This is a genomic window from Devosia sp., from assembly GCF_039927955.1.
Lineage (GTDB): Bacteria > Pseudomonadota > Alphaproteobacteria > Rhizobiales > Devosiaceae > Devosia.
The window spans coordinates 1-15,840 of sequence record NZ_JBDSUA010000047.1 but is presented as its reverse complement, the minus strand read 5'-3'; the positions used below and the strand labels follow the sequence as shown (position 1 = coordinate 15,840).

At 61.5% G+C, this 15,840-nt stretch carries 15 protein-coding genes; 5 read left to right on the top strand and 10 right to left on the bottom strand.

Features of this window, described 5'->3' with window-relative positions; genetic code table 11:
• The first annotated feature begins 1 nt into the window (after position 1).
• The gene (locus ABIT12_RS12550; protein WP_348046187.1) at positions 2-1,471 is read left to right on the top strand and encodes an NAD-dependent succinate-semialdehyde dehydrogenase; all 1,470 of its coding nucleotides are present in this window, start codon (positions 2-4) and stop codon (positions 1,469-1,471) included.
• A complete protein-coding gene (locus tag ABIT12_RS12545; protein ID WP_348046185.1) occupies positions 1,471-2,292 on the top strand; it encodes an alpha/beta hydrolase in 822 nt (273 codons plus the stop codon). The genes ABIT12_RS12550 and ABIT12_RS12545 overlap by 1 nt, the downstream gene beginning before the upstream one ends.
• A gap of 56 nt (positions 2,293-2,348) precedes the next feature.
• Here the strand turns inward: ABIT12_RS12545 and ABIT12_RS12540 are convergent, their stop codons facing one another.
• The 5 genes from ABIT12_RS12540 to ABIT12_RS12520 form a co-directional block, all read right to left on the bottom strand.
• Positions 2,349-3,089, bottom strand: coding sequence for a ribonuclease activity regulator RraA (locus tag ABIT12_RS12540; protein ID WP_348046183.1), 741 nt, complete (start codon positions 3,087-3,089; stop codon positions 2,349-2,351).
• A 51-nt stretch (positions 3,090-3,140) separates the two neighbouring features.
• A complete protein-coding gene (locus ABIT12_RS12535) occupies positions 3,141-4,238 on the bottom strand; it encodes an ABC transporter ATP-binding protein (RefSeq protein ID WP_348046181.1) in 1,098 nt (365 codons plus the stop codon).
• 12 nt (positions 4,239-4,250) lie between these two features.
• Positions 4,251-5,141, bottom strand: coding sequence for a carbohydrate ABC transporter permease (locus ABIT12_RS12530; protein ID WP_348046179.1), 891 nt, complete (start codon positions 5,139-5,141; stop codon positions 4,251-4,253).
• Complete coding sequence (locus ABIT12_RS12525; protein WP_348046177.1) at positions 5,138-6,097, bottom strand: sugar ABC transporter permease; 960 nt, start codon at positions 6,095-6,097, stop codon at positions 5,138-5,140. Before ABIT12_RS12525 ends, ABIT12_RS12530 begins: the two co-directional genes overlap by 4 nt.
• 71 nt (positions 6,098-6,168) lie before the next feature.
• Positions 6,169-7,653, bottom strand: a complete 1,485-nt coding sequence (locus ABIT12_RS12520; protein WP_348046175.1) for a sugar ABC transporter substrate-binding protein — start codon at positions 7,651-7,653, stop codon at positions 6,169-6,171.
• 210 nt (positions 7,654-7,863) lie between these two features.
• Between ABIT12_RS12520 and ABIT12_RS12515 the strand changes: the two genes are divergently transcribed.
• From ABIT12_RS12515 to ABIT12_RS12505, 3 genes are read left to right on the top strand one after another with little or no spacing between them, the layout of a single operon-like run.
• Positions 7,864-8,568, top strand: a complete 705-nt coding sequence (locus ABIT12_RS12515) for a GntR family transcriptional regulator (protein ID WP_348046171.1) — start codon at positions 7,864-7,866, stop codon at positions 8,566-8,568.
• Between the two features lie 51 nt (positions 8,569-8,619).
• Positions 8,620-9,780 (top strand): mandelate racemase/muconate lactonizing enzyme family protein, encoded by a 1,161-nt coding sequence (locus tag ABIT12_RS12510; protein WP_348046168.1) that lies wholly within the window; start codon positions 8,620-8,622, stop codon positions 9,778-9,780.
• A 12-nt stretch (positions 9,781-9,792) separates the two neighbouring features.
• Complete coding sequence (locus ABIT12_RS12505; protein WP_348046166.1) at positions 9,793-10,968, top strand: enolase C-terminal domain-like protein; 1,176 nt, start codon at positions 9,793-9,795, stop codon at positions 10,966-10,968.
• Positions 10,969-10,997: 29 nt separating this feature from the next.
• Here ABIT12_RS12505 and ABIT12_RS12500 read toward each other — a convergent pair whose 3' ends face one another.
• The 5 genes from ABIT12_RS12500 to ABIT12_RS12480 are packed head-to-tail and all read right to left on the bottom strand — an operon-like array spanning position 10,998 to position 15,789.
• Positions 10,998-11,963: a hypothetical protein gene (locus ABIT12_RS12500; RefSeq protein ID WP_348046164.1), complete on the bottom strand. Its 966-nt coding sequence runs from the start codon at positions 11,961-11,963 to the stop codon at positions 10,998-11,000.
• 16 nt (positions 11,964-11,979) lie between these two features.
• Positions 11,980-12,894, bottom strand: coding sequence for an ABC transporter ATP-binding protein (locus ABIT12_RS12495; RefSeq protein ID WP_348046163.1), 915 nt, complete (start codon positions 12,892-12,894; stop codon positions 11,980-11,982).
• Positions 12,891-13,919 carry an ABC transporter ATP-binding protein gene (locus ABIT12_RS12490; protein WP_348046161.1) on the bottom strand — a complete coding sequence of 343 codons (1,029 nt, stop codon included), beginning with the start codon at positions 13,917-13,919 and terminating at the stop codon, positions 12,891-12,893. Before ABIT12_RS12490 ends, ABIT12_RS12495 begins: the two co-directional genes overlap by 4 nt.
• A gap of 3 nt (positions 13,920-13,922) precedes the next feature.
• Entirely contained in the window at positions 13,923-14,780 is an 858-nt protein-coding gene (locus ABIT12_RS12485) for an ABC transporter permease (protein WP_348046159.1), read from the bottom strand.
• 4 nt (positions 14,781-14,784) lie between these two features.
• Complete coding sequence (locus tag ABIT12_RS12480; protein ID WP_348046157.1) at positions 14,785-15,789, bottom strand: ABC transporter permease; 1,005 nt, start codon at positions 15,787-15,789, stop codon at positions 14,785-14,787.
• Between the last annotated feature and the right edge of the window lie 51 nt (positions 15,790-15,840).

The following is a 15,840-nucleotide window of genomic DNA, read 5'->3' as shown; positions in this document are numbered from 1 at the left end:
AATGAACGCCGCAGCCACCCTGTCTGCTCCTGCCGCAATCGACTGTTCGCGGCATGCACGCGGTCTGTTCATCGGGGGGAAATGGTCGCCTCGCGGCGGTATCGCTGTGGTGGACCCTTCGACAGAACGGGTGCTGGCGACAGTCGCAGACGCCACTGTTGCCGATGCCATTGCGGCGGTGGATGCGGCAGCGGCTGCGGCGCCCAGGTGGCGGGCAACAGCGCCGCGAAAGCGCGCGGAAATCCTGCAGCGCTGTTTTGCGCTGATGACCGAACGGCACGAAGAACTGGCGACCCTGATTTCGCTCGAGAACGGCAAATCGCTGACCGATGCCCGTGGCGAAGTCAGCTATGCCGCCGAATTCTTCCGCTGGTACGCCGAGGAAACCGTGCGGATCGGCGGGGAATTCCGCACTGCGCCCTCCGGCAACAATCGCATTCTGGTGGATTACGAACCGATCGGCATCGCGGTGCTGATCACGCCGTGGAATTTCCCCGCTGCGATGGCCACCCGCAAGATCGCGCCAGCGCTGGCTGCCGGCTGCACCGTGGTGCTCAAGCCGGCCAGCGAGACACCGCTGACGGCTTACGCACTGGCAGAACTCTATCAGGAAGCGGGCGTGCCCCATGGCGTGGTCAACGTCATCACCACGTCCACTCCCGGGCCGGTCACAGGTGCCATGCTCAATGATCCACGGGTGCGTAAACTCTCGTTCACCGGCTCGACCGGCGTCGGTCGCACCCTGTTGGCAGAGGCGGCAAAGACCGTGCTGAGCTGTTCGATGGAACTGGGCGGCAATGCCCCCTTCCTGGTGTTCGACGATGCTGACCTGGACGCTGCGCTGGACGGCGCCATGGTCGCCAAGATGCGCAATGCCGGCGAGGCGTGTACAGCGGCCAACCGATTTTATGTGCAGGACGGCATCTATGACCGGTTTGTTGCCGGGCTGGTGGCGCGGATGGGCGCGCTCAAGGTCGGACCGGGCACCGATCCGCAGACGGAATGCGGGCCGATGATTACGCGCAAGGCCGTCGACAAGATCAATGCGCTGGTGGCCGACGCCACGACCAAAGGCGCCAAGGTGGCCTTGGGTGGACAGCGCTCAGAGGGGCCGGGGTTTTACTATCCGCCCACAGTGCTGACCGAGGTTCCAGCGGACGCGGCCATGGCGTTTGAGGAGATTTTCGGGCCAGTAGCGCCCGTCTATCGCTTTGCCGAAGAAGCTGACGCAATCGCTGCGGCCAACAATACTGAATACGGCCTGGCGGCCTATATCTTCACCGGCGATTTGAAGCGCGGTCTATCGGTCGCCAGCCGGATCGAGTCGGGCATGATCGCGCTTAATCGAGGCCTGATGTCTGATCCGGCGGCGCCCTTCGGCGGCGTCAAGCAGAGTGGCTTGGGCCGCGAAGGCGGCGTTCATGGGGTGCTGGAGTTCATGGAAGCCAAGTACATCGCGGCGAGCTTTTAATGGATCAAGCGCCAACAGACCCGTTTCGGACCCGCGATCACGTCGCGGACTTTGACCGCTACGTTGCGGTGTATTCCAGCCGCAGCACCGAGAGCCGGGCCCGCCATGCGAGCCGGTTGGACGTTGCCTATGGTGATGATCCGGCCGAGCGGCTCGACCTGTTCCTACCACCCGGACCGCTAAAAGGCCGCCCGGTGCATCTGTTCATCCATGGCGGCTATTGGCGGATGTTTGGCAAGTCGGACTTTTCGTTCATCGCCGATAGCGTGGTTGCCACTGGCGGCATTGCCGCCATCATGGATTACGCCCTGATGCCCACGGTGCGCATGCAGACGATTGTCGATCAAGTCCGCCGCGCCGCCGTCTGGCTCGTTGCCAATGCCGCCGAGCTCGGTGGCGATGCGGCGCGCCTCAGCATATCCGGGCACTCCGCCGGTGCCCATCTCTGTTGCTCGTTGATTGACGATCAATCGCCGGTCAGCCCCACCGCCAGCCTGCTGCTGAGCGGTATTTACGATCTGCGACCGTTGCAGACATCGTTCCTGCAGCCGGTGCTGGCGTTGACCAATGACGAGGTCGAGCGCTTCTCCCCCACGCGCCGCAGCTATTCGTCAAATGGCCGTGTGGAATTGCTGGTCGGTGAGCAGGAGACGGCACCATTTCACCGCCAGAGTGCCGAACTCACGACGGTTTTGAGATCGGCCGGCGTTCCAGCCTCCAGCCAGGTCCTTGCCCAGGCAAACCACATGAGTGTCGTGCTGGACCTCGGCGATACCAGCACCGTTGCGGGGCGATGCCTCGCTGACCTCGTGGCTTTGTGACAGCCAAAAGCTGAGGCGCGCAACGCGGCCCCAGCTAATCATGGCGTCCTGACGCGTCAGGACTTTCCGTTGGCCTTTTTCCACGCTTCGTACTCGCCGTTCGCATCTGGATGCAGCGGGTAGTAGCGTTGCAGTGGCGCGCCCTCCATGAGCTTTATTCTGGAGAACTCTTCCCATTCATGATGCTTTTGCGCTTCGTCGATCACCGCCTGCGCCATGGCAACAGGCAGCACCACCACCCCATCGTCGTCGGCCACGATAATGTCGCCGGGGATCACGGTGACGCCACCGCAGGCAATCGGCACGTTGACGGCATTGGGGTAAATGCTGGTCTGGACATGATAGTTCGGCGTCCAGCCACGCAACCACAGGGGCAGATCGAGTTTTTCGACATTGGGCCGATCGCGCATGCAGCCGTCAATAACGATGCCCGCGCCGCCCCTGCCCTTGAAGTAGGTGGACATCATGTCGCCGAACACGCCCGAACTCATGTCGCCGCGCGCATCCACGACAACCACGTCGCCTTCCTGCGCGTGATAGAGCACATGCCGGTGCAGTTGCGTTTCGGGATCGGCATATTCGCCCTCGCTGAACAGGTCCGGCCGTTGCGGCAGGAACTGTAGCGTCAGCGCCGGCCCGACGATCGAGCGGCCGCGGTTCTGGGCCACCGGCCCCACCATGTGCGGGTTTCGGTAGCCCATGTGCCCAAGGGTGCCGGCAACGGTGGCGGCGCCGATTTCCTTGAGCGCTTCAATCATTGCCTTGGGTGGTCGGGTAATATTGCCAGTGTTGGTCATGCGTGCCTCAGGGAAAGAATTTCAGAAGTTCAATAAGCGGCTTGGCCTGCCTCATTCCGCGTTCAGCGCCATTTCCGTTGCGCCGTCGAACAGATGCATGCGCTCCTGATCGAATTCGAGCCAGATTTGCTCGTCGGGAGCAACCATCACGGTTGGCGGCACGCTGATATTGACGATGGCGCCGGACAACAGCGCCTGCACGAAGGTGACATCGCCGGTGGGCTCAACCGTGTAGGCCCGGGCCGGGACCGCGCCGGGGACCGCACTCTTGTGCAGCTTGATGGTGGAGTGGCGCGCGCCGAGGACGACCTTGCTGGTGGTGGCGTTCTGAACTTTTCTGGCGTTTTGGGGCGACAGCGCAAGGCTCCAGCCCTCGGCCCCGGTCAGCGCGGCGTTGCCGTTGGCGGTGGAAACCTCAAGCGGGATCAGGCTCATCGCCGGGCTGCCGATGAAGCTGGCCACGAACATATTGACCGGATGGGCGAACACCTGCGCCGGCGAGTCATATTGCTGCAGGAACCCGCCGTTCATCACCGCCATCTTGTCGGCCATGGTCACGGCTTCAAGCTGGTCGTGGGTGACATAGATGATGGTGGCCTTCAGATCCTGATGAAAGCGCTTGATTTCCGAACGCATCTGCACGCGCAGCTTGGCGTCGAGATTGGAGAGCGGCTCGTCCATCAGGAACACCGCCGGATCGCGCACCAGGGCACGGCCGAGGGCAACGCGCTGTTGCTGGCCACCCGATAGCTCGCGCGGCTTGCGCTCCAGCAGATGCGTCATATCAAGGACCTTGGCTGCTTCTCGAACCTTGCGGTCGATTTCCTCGCGCGGCAGCTTTCGCATCTGCAGCGGAAACGCCAGATTGTTATAAACCGACTTTTGCGGATAAAGCGCATAGTTCTGGAACACCATGGCGATGTCCCGGTCTTTCGGATCAAGGTCATTGACCACCCGGTCGCCGATGGAAATCTCGCCCGAGGTGATCGGCATCAGACCGGCAATCAGATTGAGCGTGGTGGTCTTGCCGCAGCCCGAAGGGCCGACCAGCGCAACGAACTCGCCGTCATTGACCATCAGCGACACATCGTTGACAGCTTTGAAGGCGCCATAGGTCTTGACGAGATCTTTAAGCACCACGTGGGCCATGAAACTAACCTTCTAGTGTTTGACGGCGCCTTCGGTGAGGGCACGTACGAAATAGCGCTGGAGCACGAGGAAGAGGACGACGACAGGTACGCTCATCATGAAACTCGCCGCCATCAGGCCGGGGAAGTCCGTGGTGTTTTCAGAGAAAAACCGCTGGATGCCGACCGGCAAGGTCAGTTGGTCGTTCTTGTTGAGGAACGTGTAGGCGAAGATGTACTCGTTCCAGGCGCCGATGAAGGAGTAGATCGCCGTGGCGATAATCCCCGGCACCGAGAGCGGCATGACGATGAGAATGAATGCCTGGAATCGGGTCGCCCCATCGATACGTGCGGCCTGTTCGAGCTGGACCGGGATGTTGTCGTAAAAGCCGCGCAGCAGCCATATGGCCAGCGGCAGGCCGAAGGTCAGATAGGTCAGGATCAGCGAGCCGTGGGTATTCACCAGCCCGAGCAGCCGCATCAGGATAAACAGCGGCACAAGGAAGATCACCGCCGGGAACATGTTGCGCAGCAGCACGGCAAAGAACAGGAACTTGCGCCCCGGAAAGGTGAACCGTGAGAAGGCGTAGGCGGCGGGGACCGCCACGACGACCGACAGCACCGTGGTGACGGTCGAAACATACAGGCTATTCCAGAAGAAGTGCAGGAAGTCCTGGCCCACGCTGTTGGTGGGGTCGAGCAGCTTCTGATAGCTCGCCAGCGTCGGCTCATTGGGCCACCATTGCGGCGGAAACTGCATGGCGGCAAAGCCCGACTTGATCGAGGTCAGCAGCATCCAGATCATCGGCACGGCGGTGTAGAGCAGCATCAGCAGCAGGAAGATGCGGCCGACCCAGCGCCAGCCGTCGATCGGCTTGCGCGATTTTGGCGCAGTGCGTGCAGCAGTGTCGGCCACCGAAGTCATGCGCCATGCACCTTTCGCTCGTTGCCACTCAGCGCCCGTACGTAGAAGTAGCCCAGTGTCATCAGGATGATGAACAGCAGCACCGAGTAGGCCGCCGCCACGCCCCAGCGCTGACGCCCGAAGGCCAGCTCATAAATGTGGGTGATCCAGATGTGGGAGGCGTTGGATGGTCCGCCGCCGGTCATGATCCAGGGGATGATGAAGGAATTGAAATTCGACACCGCCAGCAGCAGGAAGGTCACGGTGGACACGCTGCGCAGATGCGGGAAAGTGACGTGCCAGAACCGCTGCCAGGCATTGGCACCATCCACGGTCGCCGCCCGCAACAGCTGGTCGGGAACGGTTTGCAGGCCGGCCATCAGCATGATCATGGCAAACGGGAATTCGCGCCAGACGTTGACGACGATCAGCGAGGGCAACACGGTGTTGACGCTGTCGATGAAATTGGGCGGACGGTCGGCCAGACCGAGGCCGACCAGAACCGCGCCGATGACGCCAAAATCGGAGTGGTAAATCCACTTCCAGATGTAGGAGGCCGCGACCGCGCTGATCACCCACGGGATAATCAGGATGGCACGCAATACGCCCCGACCGATGAAATCGCGGTGAAGGGCAAGCGCTGCGCCCAAGCCGAGCACGAACGCGAAAAAGGTCGAGGCGATGGTCCACACTACTGTGTTGACGGTGACACGCCAGAACACGTCGCTGCTCAGGATCGATTTGTAGTTGTCGAGGCCGACGTAAATCTTGTCCTTCAACTGCAGGCTGGGCGGGGTTTTAAAAAATGACAGATCGATGGTGTAGTAGATCGGATAGGCAATGACGATGAGCATCACCAGGATCGCGGGCAGCACATACAAATAGTCAGTGCGACTGGTCCATGCCTGCCGCAGGATGCTGGAACGCGGCGCGTTCTTTGGGCGTGGAGCGTCGGCCTGGCTTGTCACCGTGGTCATTGGGGCGCCTTTAAACTGTCGGCAGAAAGACCGGCGGGAGGGCCGCCGGTCGCGCTTGTTTTAACAGTTGGCTAGAGGCCGCCGCCGCCCATGATATCCTGCACCTTCTTGGCAGCGTCATCGGCAGCCTGATCCACTGTCATGGCGCCCGTCAGGGCATTCTGCAGCATGTCGGGCACGACGATGTTCATGATTTCCGGGGTTTCCGGCAGGGCGGGGAACGGAACGCCGTAAGGCAACATGGAGGTGGTGACGTCGAGGAATTTGATCTTGTCCAGACGTTCCTTCATCCATTTGGTCTTGAAGCCGTTGAGGTTACCCGGATTCGAGCCGGCATAGGCCATTTTCAGCGACCATTCCGGGCTGGTCCAGAAGCAGATCAGGGCTTTGGCTGCCGCCTCGTCCACCTTGCCGCCGTCAACATATTCGGGCTTCAGGATGTGGATGTTGGAGCCGCCGAACACGACGGCGCGCTTGCCGTCCGGACCGGTCGGGATCAGGCCGTAACGCATGTTGTCGATGACGGTCTGCGCTTTTTCCTGATCGCTGCCGGTGGCCTTTTTCTGTAGATCGAGCATCACGTTATAATCGGACGGATGCGAGATCATCATGCCGAGCTGGCCGGCGAGGAACAGTGGCTGGTTGTCGGCCTGCTGGTTGGTAAGGGCCGAAACCGGGACCGACTTATCGCGCACGTACATATCGTACGAAGCCTGAAGGGCCGCCTTGCTGGCCGGGCTGTTAAGTTCGACCTGGGCGTAGGTGGGGCTGGCTGAGGCTTCGTCGAATACGCCGCCGCCGTAACCCCAAAGCTGGGGCATGAAGCGGTATGGCGTATTGCCGGCATTCTTGCGGGCGACAAGTCCGTAACCGGAAATCCCCAACGTATCGTGGATCTGCTTGGAATACTTGACGACATCGTCCCAGGTGGCCGGCGCCTTCTCGGGATCGAGACCCGCCCGCTTGAACACATCGGCATTCCAGATGAACGCCATGGTCTCGTTGTTGGTCGGAATGCCGTATGTTTTGCCTTCCCACGTGTCGGACTTCATGGCGCCGGGCCAGAAATCTTCGGTCGAGTAGCCAACGTCTTCAGGCTTGAGTTCCTGAAGATAGCCTTTTGACGCGAATTCTACGCCACCCAGGATTTGCAGACGGACCACCATCGGACCGGCATTGCCGAGCAGTGCGGTGCGGAACTTGTCGAGCAGGTCGTTATAAGTGAGCGCCTGCTCTTCCAGCTCGATATTGGGGTAGGTTTTGCGGAAGGTCTCGAAAAAGTCCTTGTAGTATTGGCGCAGCAGGTCGGGATCGCCCTCGAACACGCCCTGATACCAGAATGTCAGATGCCCTTTGTAGTCGAGCGGGGTGACCTTGCCGCAATCGGCCGCAGTGTCGAATTCTTCCGTACCCGCAATGGAGCGGACATATTCCGGCGACCACTTGCTGAGGTCGACGGGAGGCGCTGCGAATACCGACGACGACAGCATCGATGTCGCCATGGCCGTCAACGCAATGCCGCGACCAATCGCGCGGCCGAGATCAAGACTCGTCATTGAACTCCTCCAAATTCCTGTTTGACCGCCGGCCGTAGCTGCGCGGATTCCACCCTCGTGGCCGGAGTGCTTTTTCCAAGTCTGCTCCGACCCGCTTACGGTTGCAGAACGAGAATTGCGTGTCAACCTATGCAGATTGTATATTGTTTGACGCTAGCTGTGTACGATATAGCTCGGTCGGGATCATCCAGGGGCAACGGTTCGGTCGACATGAAGGAATACAAGGCAGCACCGCCAGCGGGCATCGACCCGATCGGCGCTTCAACCGAAAGCGCCGCGCAGCTTTATAAGGTGATCCGCGAGGACATCATCTCGGGACGCCTGCAACCCAATGAGCGGCTTGTGGTGGGCGATCTGGCGCAGCGCCACGGCTCGTCAACAACACCAGTGCGCGAGGTGTTGCAGCTGCTGCGCGGCGAAGGTTTTGTGATCTTTACGCGCAATCGCGGCGCGCGCGTCCGGCCGATCGATCAGGACTTCATTCGAGACATCTACGAGATTGGCGTGCTGATCGAGCCAGCCCTCACCAGGTGGTTTGTCGGCATGGCAACCGAAACGGACATCGCCGAACTGGAATCGCTGCAGGCCCAGATCGAGGCCAACAATTTTGCCGACCAGACCAAGCACAGTGACCTCGACACAAGGTTCCACACGCTAATGTACCAGCGGCACTACAACCGCCACGCCGCCGAGCTGTGGTGGAAGCATCGCGAGGTCCTTCGCTCGGTCAGCCGGCGGTTCAATTTTACGCTGGCCCGGCGAGCACAGGTCATCCGCGAGCACCGCGAACTCATCGCCCACATCAAGGCGGGAGAGGCCGACAAGGCCGCCGAACTGGTGGCGCGCCATGTTGAGGGTTCCGGAAAGCACATCCTGGAACAAATGCGTGCGGCCAGCGCTGCCCGCGCCGGCTAACGCCCGACGAGAACGCTTCGCAATTCACGGTTGTCCAGGAAAGCAGAGCAAATGAAGATTACCAACGTCAGGCCGTGGCTGATCAAGTCGAACGCCTCCTACTGGGGAGAGTTCTTGTTCGTTGAGGTCAGCACTGATGAAGGCATAACCGGCTGGGGCGAGATCACCACCACCACCAAGATTGCCAACCGCGCGCTGACCGCGATGCTGCGCCAGATCAGCACCATGCTGGTGGGCGAGGACCCGGCGCGGATCGAACTGATCTGGCACAAGCTGTTTCGTAGCTTCACCTATATGGGCAGCCGGGGGGCGGCGACCGAATGCCTCAGCGCCATCGATATTGCGCTCTGGGACATTCGCGGCAAGGCGCTCGGCAAGCCGATTTATGAGCTGCTGGGCGGCGCGGTGCGTGACGAGATCGCGCTTTATACCCATCCCGACCAGCGCAAGTTCACCACCAAAGAAGGGGTGATCGCGGAAATCCAGGACATCGTGAAGTCCGGCCACACCGCGCTCAAGTTCGACCCGTTCCCCCAGCAGGGGCTGATCATCAACGGGCAGGCGCGTGAGCAGCGCAATGGCTATCTCGATGGCTCCATGACCCGCAAGCACGAGCGCGAGGCGGCAGAGCTGACCGAATTGATCCGGCAAACGGCCGGGCCGGATATCGAGGTACTGATCGATGCGCATGGGCGCTTCGACGTACCGACGGCGATCCGGCTGTGCCGGACGCTGGAAGAAGCGGGCGATATCGACTGGTTCGAGGAACCCTGCCCGCCCGAAAGCATCAATGCGCTCAAACAGGTGCGTGACAAGGTCAATGCGGCCATCTCGTGGGGCGAGCGCGGGCATACCAAGTGGGACTTTGTGCCGATCCTTGAAGGTCAACTGGCCGATTTCATCATGCCCGACGTGACCTGGACCGGCGGCATTACCGAGCTGAAGAAAATCTCGGCGCTATGCGAGGCGTATTACATTCCGGTGTCGCCCCATGACGCGGCCGGGCCGATCAATGTGGTGGCCGGCGCACAGGTGATGATGACCGTGCCCAATTTCTACAAGCTCGAAACCTCGGAATGGAACCTGTCCAAGTACGATCACCTGATCGACGTGCCGCTGGATAATTCCAACGGCACGCTCAAGCTCAACCCGGCGCCGGGCCTGGGGATCGAGATGAACCGGGACTACCTTGAAGCCCATGTCATCGAATAGGGAGCGACCATTGTGAAGATCACTGCTGTCGAGACCGTTATCGTCAACGCCATCCATCGCAACTGGATTTTCGTCAAAGTGCTGACCGATCAGCCCGGCCTGCACGGCTGGGGCGAGGCGACGCTGGAGTGGAAGACCCGCGCGGTCAAAGGCGCCATCGACGATCTGGCGCCGTTCGTCATCGGGCAGGACCCGCGCAATATTGAGCATCTGGCCAACCGGATGAGCCGCTTCAGCTTCTGGCCGCTCGGCTCGATCGGGATGACCGCCGCGTCCGGCATCGAGCACGCGCTTTGGGACATCAAGGGCAAGGCCTTGGGCGTGCCCGTCTGGCAACTGCTCGGCGGCAAGGTGCGCGACAAGGTGCGGGTCTATACCCATCTGGGTCGCGGTGCGGTGGGCTTTCAGGTGCCCAATGCCGACATCAGCGCTTATTGCGATGCAGTGCAGGGCACCGTTGAGATGGGCTATAACGCGGTCAAGCTCGGCTTTGTACCCTATGGCGGCTATGACGCGCCGCTGCAAAGCGTGCGCCACACCGAAAAGCTGGCAGCGGCGGTGCGCGAGCGGGTCGGCGACGATGTCGACATCATGGTGGATTTCCACGGCAGGCCGGATTCGCTCGATGCAGCGATCGCCTACACCAACGCCATCGCGCCGATCAAACCGCTGTTCTGCGAGGAAGTGATCCAGCCTGGCGACGCGGCGGCGATGGCCGATATCGCGCGGCGGGTGCATTGTCCCCTGGCGACCGGGGAACGGCTGTTCATGCCGCGCGAATTTGCCGAACTGGCCGAGCTGCGCGCCGTCACCTACATCCAGCCGGATCTGGCCCATTGCATGGGCATTTCCGGCGGTCGCAAGATCGCGGCGATTGCCGAGGCGGCGCATATGGGCGTTTGCCCGCATAATCCGATGGGGCCGGTGGCCGGCGCCGTGGCGCTGAACTTTGACGTCGCGACCACCAATTTCGTCATCCAGGAAGAAGCGGTCGGCATCGTGCCGTGGTTCGAGGAAATCTGCTCGGTCCATCCGTTGCAGCTCAGGGACCGCAGCTGGATGGTGCCGGACGCACCCGGGCTTGGCATCGAAATCGATGAAATCGCCGCCGCCCGCCATCCGTTCGCGCCCGAGGTCATCCCCGCGATGGACGCCATTCTTGCCGACGGCCGCATCGCCAATTGGTAGCAGCTGTTTGCCGTTGTCGGGATGCCAGCTCAGGGCCGGGACGCTGATCTGGCCAGTAGTGGAACGCCGGCAGCGATATCGCGCTCGAACACCAGTGTGTCGTCTTTGACGCTCAGCCTGGCGTGATGAATGACGGTAATGCGTGCCGCCCGATCGGGCGGGCCAGCAGCCGCGTTGAGCTCATCCCAATTGGGGTGGGTGAAATAATACAGAGCCGCATGCTCGCCAACCACCACCACGTCGGCGTGGCGGGCGTATCGGATATCCATCGGGTCCGTTCCCGGCACCTCGCCGATCAGGCCCTGCCGTTCCCAGTGCAAGGCGTCGCGGGAGCGATATGCACCCTGCCCGCGCCATTCGTCCACGATAAGCCAGTGCCAACCGCCAAGCACGAAGACGTTTGGACCCTCATGGGGTGGTGCATCGGGCGAGCCGGCCAGCACCAGTCCTTCCTGGGTCCAGGTGAACAAGTCCGGGCTGGTGGCACTCCAGGTGCTGGAGCCGCCGTTTTCATCCTTGTACCAAAGCCGCCAGAGCCCGTCGGGGCATTTGAGCACGCAAGCGTCGATCACCCGGGGACTGTTCAGCGTCAGCGGCCCGACGCGGGTCCAGTTGATCAGATCTGGACTGGTAAAATGGGTGATGGTGCGCGGCACGCCCGGCCAATTGTCGGGCACGCCGGGAATGTAGCTGAGGAACATGTGGTATTGCCCCTCGCCCCAGATCACCTCCGGCGCCCAATGCGTGTTGCCGCCAGGGATGTCCTCCGGTGCATCAAGGCCGGCAACCGTGCCGCGATAATGCCAGCTGGCGCCCGCATCGGTGCTTACCGCGATGCCGATGGGTGAGCCATGGATCCAGCTGAAATTGGGGCCAGCGCTGGCCGGGCGGCGGTTGGTGTAAAACATCCACCATTCATCGGTGCCCTGTTTCTGGATCACCGTGGGATCGGCTGCGCCGTCCTCGATCGGATCGCGGTAAATCGGCGCGCTCATCAGTTGTCCTCAAGTTCTAAGAATAGACCCGCACCAGGCGTCCATCAGGCCTGGACACCAGCGAACTGGGTGTTCCCACCAGCCTGCCGGCCAACTCGACCATGGCCGGATCGGTCGCCAGCTTGCCGCTGCCAGCGTCTTCGGTGCTCAACACGCTGGCCTTGAGCAAGCGGGAATACGGATGCTCGGGGTTATCCAGCACAGTGCGCGCGTCGCCCATTTCCACGATCCGGCCCCGCTGCATGATGATCAGGCGGTCGGAAATGTAATACGCCGTCGCCAGATCATGGGTGATGTAGATGACCGAGACGCCCAGATCATCGCGCAGTGATTTCAGCAGGTTGACAATGCTCATGCGCAGCGACGCATCCACCATCGACACGGGCTCGTCGGCCACCAGCAGCGGCGGATTGGGGATCAGCGCCCGCGCGATCGCCGCGCGCTGCAATTGCCCGCCGCTCATCTCGTGGGGATAGCGCCCTTTCACCTCGGCAAGGCTCAACCCGACCTTCTGCAAAGCGCCATCCATGGCGCCATCGAGGTCGTCGCGCTTCTTGAGATGCAGGAACCGCTTTGCCGTCGATTCCAGATACCGGTCGATCCGCTTCAGCGGATTGAACGCCTCGAACGGGTTCTGGAACACCGGCTGCACATTAGCCATGAACTCCAGCCGTTCCTGCCGCCCGACACGATGACTCACCGTCTTGCCGCGGAAACTGATTTCGCCGCTCGTGGGCAGTTCCAGCCCCAGGATCATGCGGGCGAGTGTGGTCTTGCCCGACCCGCTCTCGCCAATGATCGTGAAAATCTCCGGCTTCTCGACGCTCAGCGACAGGCTGGCATCATCCACCGCCTGCACCGTCTTGCGTGATAGCAATCCACCCATGACGAAGGTCTTGGACACATTGCTGACGTTCAGCAGCGCAGTCATGCCATTGCTCCCAGCACGGCCTGTGGGCCGACCAGCGGTTCCACGTCCTTCCACCGCCAGCAAGCGGTACGATGGTCGTTTGCCACGGTTTCCAGCGGCGGCACTTCGATCTTGCACTTGTCGATGGCCAGGGGACACCTTGGGTGAAACCGGCACCCGGCTGGCGGATTGCCAAGGCTTGGCGGACGTCCCTCCAGCGCCGGTCGCTGCGTCCGGTCGCCAATGCGCGGCAGGCTCGCCACCAGATGCGCCGTATAGGGGTGCCTTGGCTGGAAGAACATCTGCCGGGTCGGGCCTTCCTCCACCAGTCTGCCAGCATAGATGATGCCGACGCGGTCAGCCATATTGGCATGCACGCTCATATCGTGGGTCACGAACACCACGGACGAGCCCATCTCCTGCTGGATTTCGCGGATCAGTCCCAGCACTTCCTTCTGCACCACCACGTCGAGCGCCGTCGTCGGCTCATCGGCGATGACGAACTCGGGATGGCATACTGTGGCCAGCCCGATGGTCACCCGCTGCCGCATACCCCCGGAAAGCTCATGGGGATAGGCGCGCAACACATCGGCAGGCAACTTCAGCCGTTCCAGGTGGTTCAGCACCCGCTCACGATATGCCTCGCTGCTCAGCCCCAGCGGCCGCTTGGCAAAGTCCTCGAAGGTCTTGCCGATCCGGCGCACCGGGTTGAGTACACTCATTGAGCCCTGCATGATGTAACTCAGGCGGCGCCAGCGCACGGCTTCGATCTCAGCCGGCGTGGCGGTGGCGACATCGATCGGCCCGCTCTTGAAATCGTACTTCACCGATCCGGCAACGATCCGCATCGGCGGCCTGATGGCAGCCGCCAGCACCTTGATGAATGAGGTCTTGCCCGACGAGCTTTCCCCGGCAATGCCGTAGATCTCGTTTTTGCGCACCGTCATGGTGATGTCGTCGACCGCCCGCACTTCGCGTTCGATGCCGAAATAGCTCATCTGGTAATAGGCCTTGAGGCCTTCGACCGTAAGAATGTCCTGGGTCATGGCCTATGCTCCCATGCGGCGCAGGCGGCTGCGCGGGTCGATATACTCGTTCATCGATACGGCCAGCAGGAACAGCCCGATGAACGTGACGACGATGAGCACCACCGGGATGGCAATCCACCACCACACGCCCACCACCATGGCCGAGTGATTGTTGGCCCAGTAGAGCGTCGTGCCGATGGTGGGGTTGTTGATATTGGTGAAGCCCAGCACCGCCAGCGTCACTTCCAGCCCGATCGACCACAGCATATTGGCCATGAAGGTCGAGAACACGATCGGCATCACATAGGGCAGATGCTCTTCGAGCAGAATCTTTGGCGTGCTCATCCCGGCAAACACCGCATGGCGCGTGAACTCACGGTGCTTGAGCCCCAGCGCCACCGAGCGGATCAGCCGTGCGTCGAACGGCCAGCCGAATGCGGCCATGATGAAGGCCAGCGTCAGGCTGTCGAGATTGTTGCGCAATACGAAATAGAACAGCACCAGCACCGGAAAGATCGGCACGGCGACGAAGATGTCGTTGACGAACATCAGCACCCGGTCGACCCACCCGCCGATATAGCCCGACGCCAGCCCCACCGTCAGCGAGATCACCCGGCTCAGCGTCGCCACGATGATGCCGAAGGTCAAACTGTTCCGCATGGCGGTGGACATCTGCCAGAACAGGTCCTGGCCACGCGAATTGGTGCCAAACCAGTATTGCGGCGATGGCGCCATGTCCGGCGGCACCAGATAGATCATCGTGGTGTCGACCGGCGAAAAGAAGCTCAGCAGCGCGAAGATGACGATAGCGGTCACCAGCACCGTGCCGATCGCAAATTCGATATTGTAGCGAATGAGATCGCGGAATACGGCAAACATGGACTTACTCCGCCCGTACGCGTGGATCGAGAAGGGGGTGCAGCAGGTCGATGATGAAGATGGCCACCGCCACTGCGGTCACCGAGACTGTTCCCACGGCCAGCACCAGCGAGAAATCACCGCCACCCACAGCATCGATCAGCAGCGAGCCGAGCCCGGGATAGTTGAACACCTGCTCCACGATCACCGTGCCCGAAAACACTCCGCCCAGTGTCATTGCCAGCGCCGTCAGCTGTGGTACCAGCGCGTTGCGGACCACATAGCCACCAACGATCGTGCTGCGTTGCACGCCGGCCAGTTCTGCATAGGTCACGTAATCTTCCGTCACCACATTGCTGACCAGCGCCCGCATGCCGAGGAACCAGCCGCCAAACCCGACCAGCACCAATGATGCTGCCGGCAATATGGAATGCACGATCACCGAGCCGGCAAATTGCCAGGTCCAGCCCGTGGTCACATCCATCGAGAAGCCGCCCGAAATGGGTAGCACCGGCCACAGAAAACCGAAGATGATAAGGAGGACGAAGGCCACGATATATTGCGGGATCGGCTGCAGGCCCATGGCGATCACGCCAAAGCCCTTAAGCAGACGGCTGTTCTGATTGTAGCCAGCCAAGGCCCCGAGCAGGTTGCCGACCAGGAAATTGATCAAGATCGACACCGTCAAAAGCCCGACGGTCCACGGCAGGGCCCGCATCACCAGCGTCATCGCCGGCGTCGGAAACGCGATCATCGACGGCCCCAGGTCGCCGTGCATCAGTCGCACCCAGAAACTTCCATATTGCTGGAGAATGGGCTGATCGACGCCATACATGGCCGTCAGCGCCTCCCGCATCGCCTGCACCGCTTCCGGTGCCGAATTGGACCGTGCCGTCATGCGCCCAAGCGCTGCTTCAACCGGACTGATCGGCGACAGATGCGTCACCAGAAACGTCGCCGACACACCGAAGAAAATCACCGCAAGAAGCTGCAATGCGCGCTTCCCGATGAACCAAAGATAACCCTGCATATTGTGGACCTCGCGACCTCGACTCGCTCTTCCCCTCGCCCCTTGAGGGAG

Excerpts from the sequence above, each read along its gene's own strand:
- ABIT12_RS12530 (WP_348046179.1), bottom strand. The coding sequence starts at position 5,141 with ATGACTTCGGTGGCCGACACTGCTGCACGCACTGCGCCAAAATCGCGC.
- ABIT12_RS12500 (WP_348046164.1), bottom strand. The coding sequence starts at position 11,963 with ATGAGCGCGCCGATTTACCGCGATCCGATCGAGGACGGCGCAGCCGAT.
- ABIT12_RS12520 (WP_348046175.1), bottom strand. The coding sequence starts at position 7,653 with ATGACGAGTCTTGATCTCGGCCGCGCGATTGGTCGCGGCATTGCGTTG.
- ABIT12_RS12550 (WP_348046187.1), top strand. The coding sequence starts at position 2 with ATGAACGCCGCAGCCACCCTGTCTGCTCCTGCCGCAATCGACTGTTCG.
- ABIT12_RS12515 (WP_348046171.1), top strand. The coding sequence starts at position 7,864 with ATGAAGGAATACAAGGCAGCACCGCCAGCGGGCATCGACCCGATCGGC.
- ABIT12_RS12510 (WP_348046168.1), top strand. The coding sequence starts at position 8,620 with ATGAAGATTACCAACGTCAGGCCGTGGCTGATCAAGTCGAACGCCTCC.
- ABIT12_RS12545 (WP_348046185.1), top strand. The coding sequence starts at position 1,471 with ATGGATCAAGCGCCAACAGACCCGTTTCGGACCCGCGATCACGTCGCG.
- ABIT12_RS12535 (WP_348046181.1), bottom strand. The coding sequence starts at position 4,238 with ATGGCCCACGTGGTGCTTAAAGATCTCGTCAAGACCTATGGCGCCTTC.
- ABIT12_RS12540 (WP_348046183.1), bottom strand. The coding sequence starts at position 3,089 with ATGACCAACACTGGCAATATTACCCGACCACCCAAGGCAATGATTGAA.
- ABIT12_RS12490 (WP_348046161.1), bottom strand. The coding sequence starts at position 13,919 with ATGACCCAGGACATTCTTACGGTCGAAGGCCTCAAGGCCTATTACCAG.
- ABIT12_RS12480 (WP_348046157.1), bottom strand. The coding sequence starts at position 15,789 with ATGCAGGGTTATCTTTGGTTCATCGGGAAGCGCGCATTGCAGCTTCTT.
- ABIT12_RS12525 (WP_348046177.1), bottom strand. The coding sequence starts at position 6,097 with ATGACCACGGTGACAAGCCAGGCCGACGCTCCACGCCCAAAGAACGCG.
- ABIT12_RS12495 (WP_348046163.1), bottom strand. The coding sequence starts at position 12,894 with ATGACTGCGCTGCTGAACGTCAGCAATGTGTCCAAGACCTTCGTCATG.
- ABIT12_RS12485 (WP_348046159.1), bottom strand. The coding sequence starts at position 14,780 with ATGTTTGCCGTATTCCGCGATCTCATTCGCTACAATATCGAATTTGCG.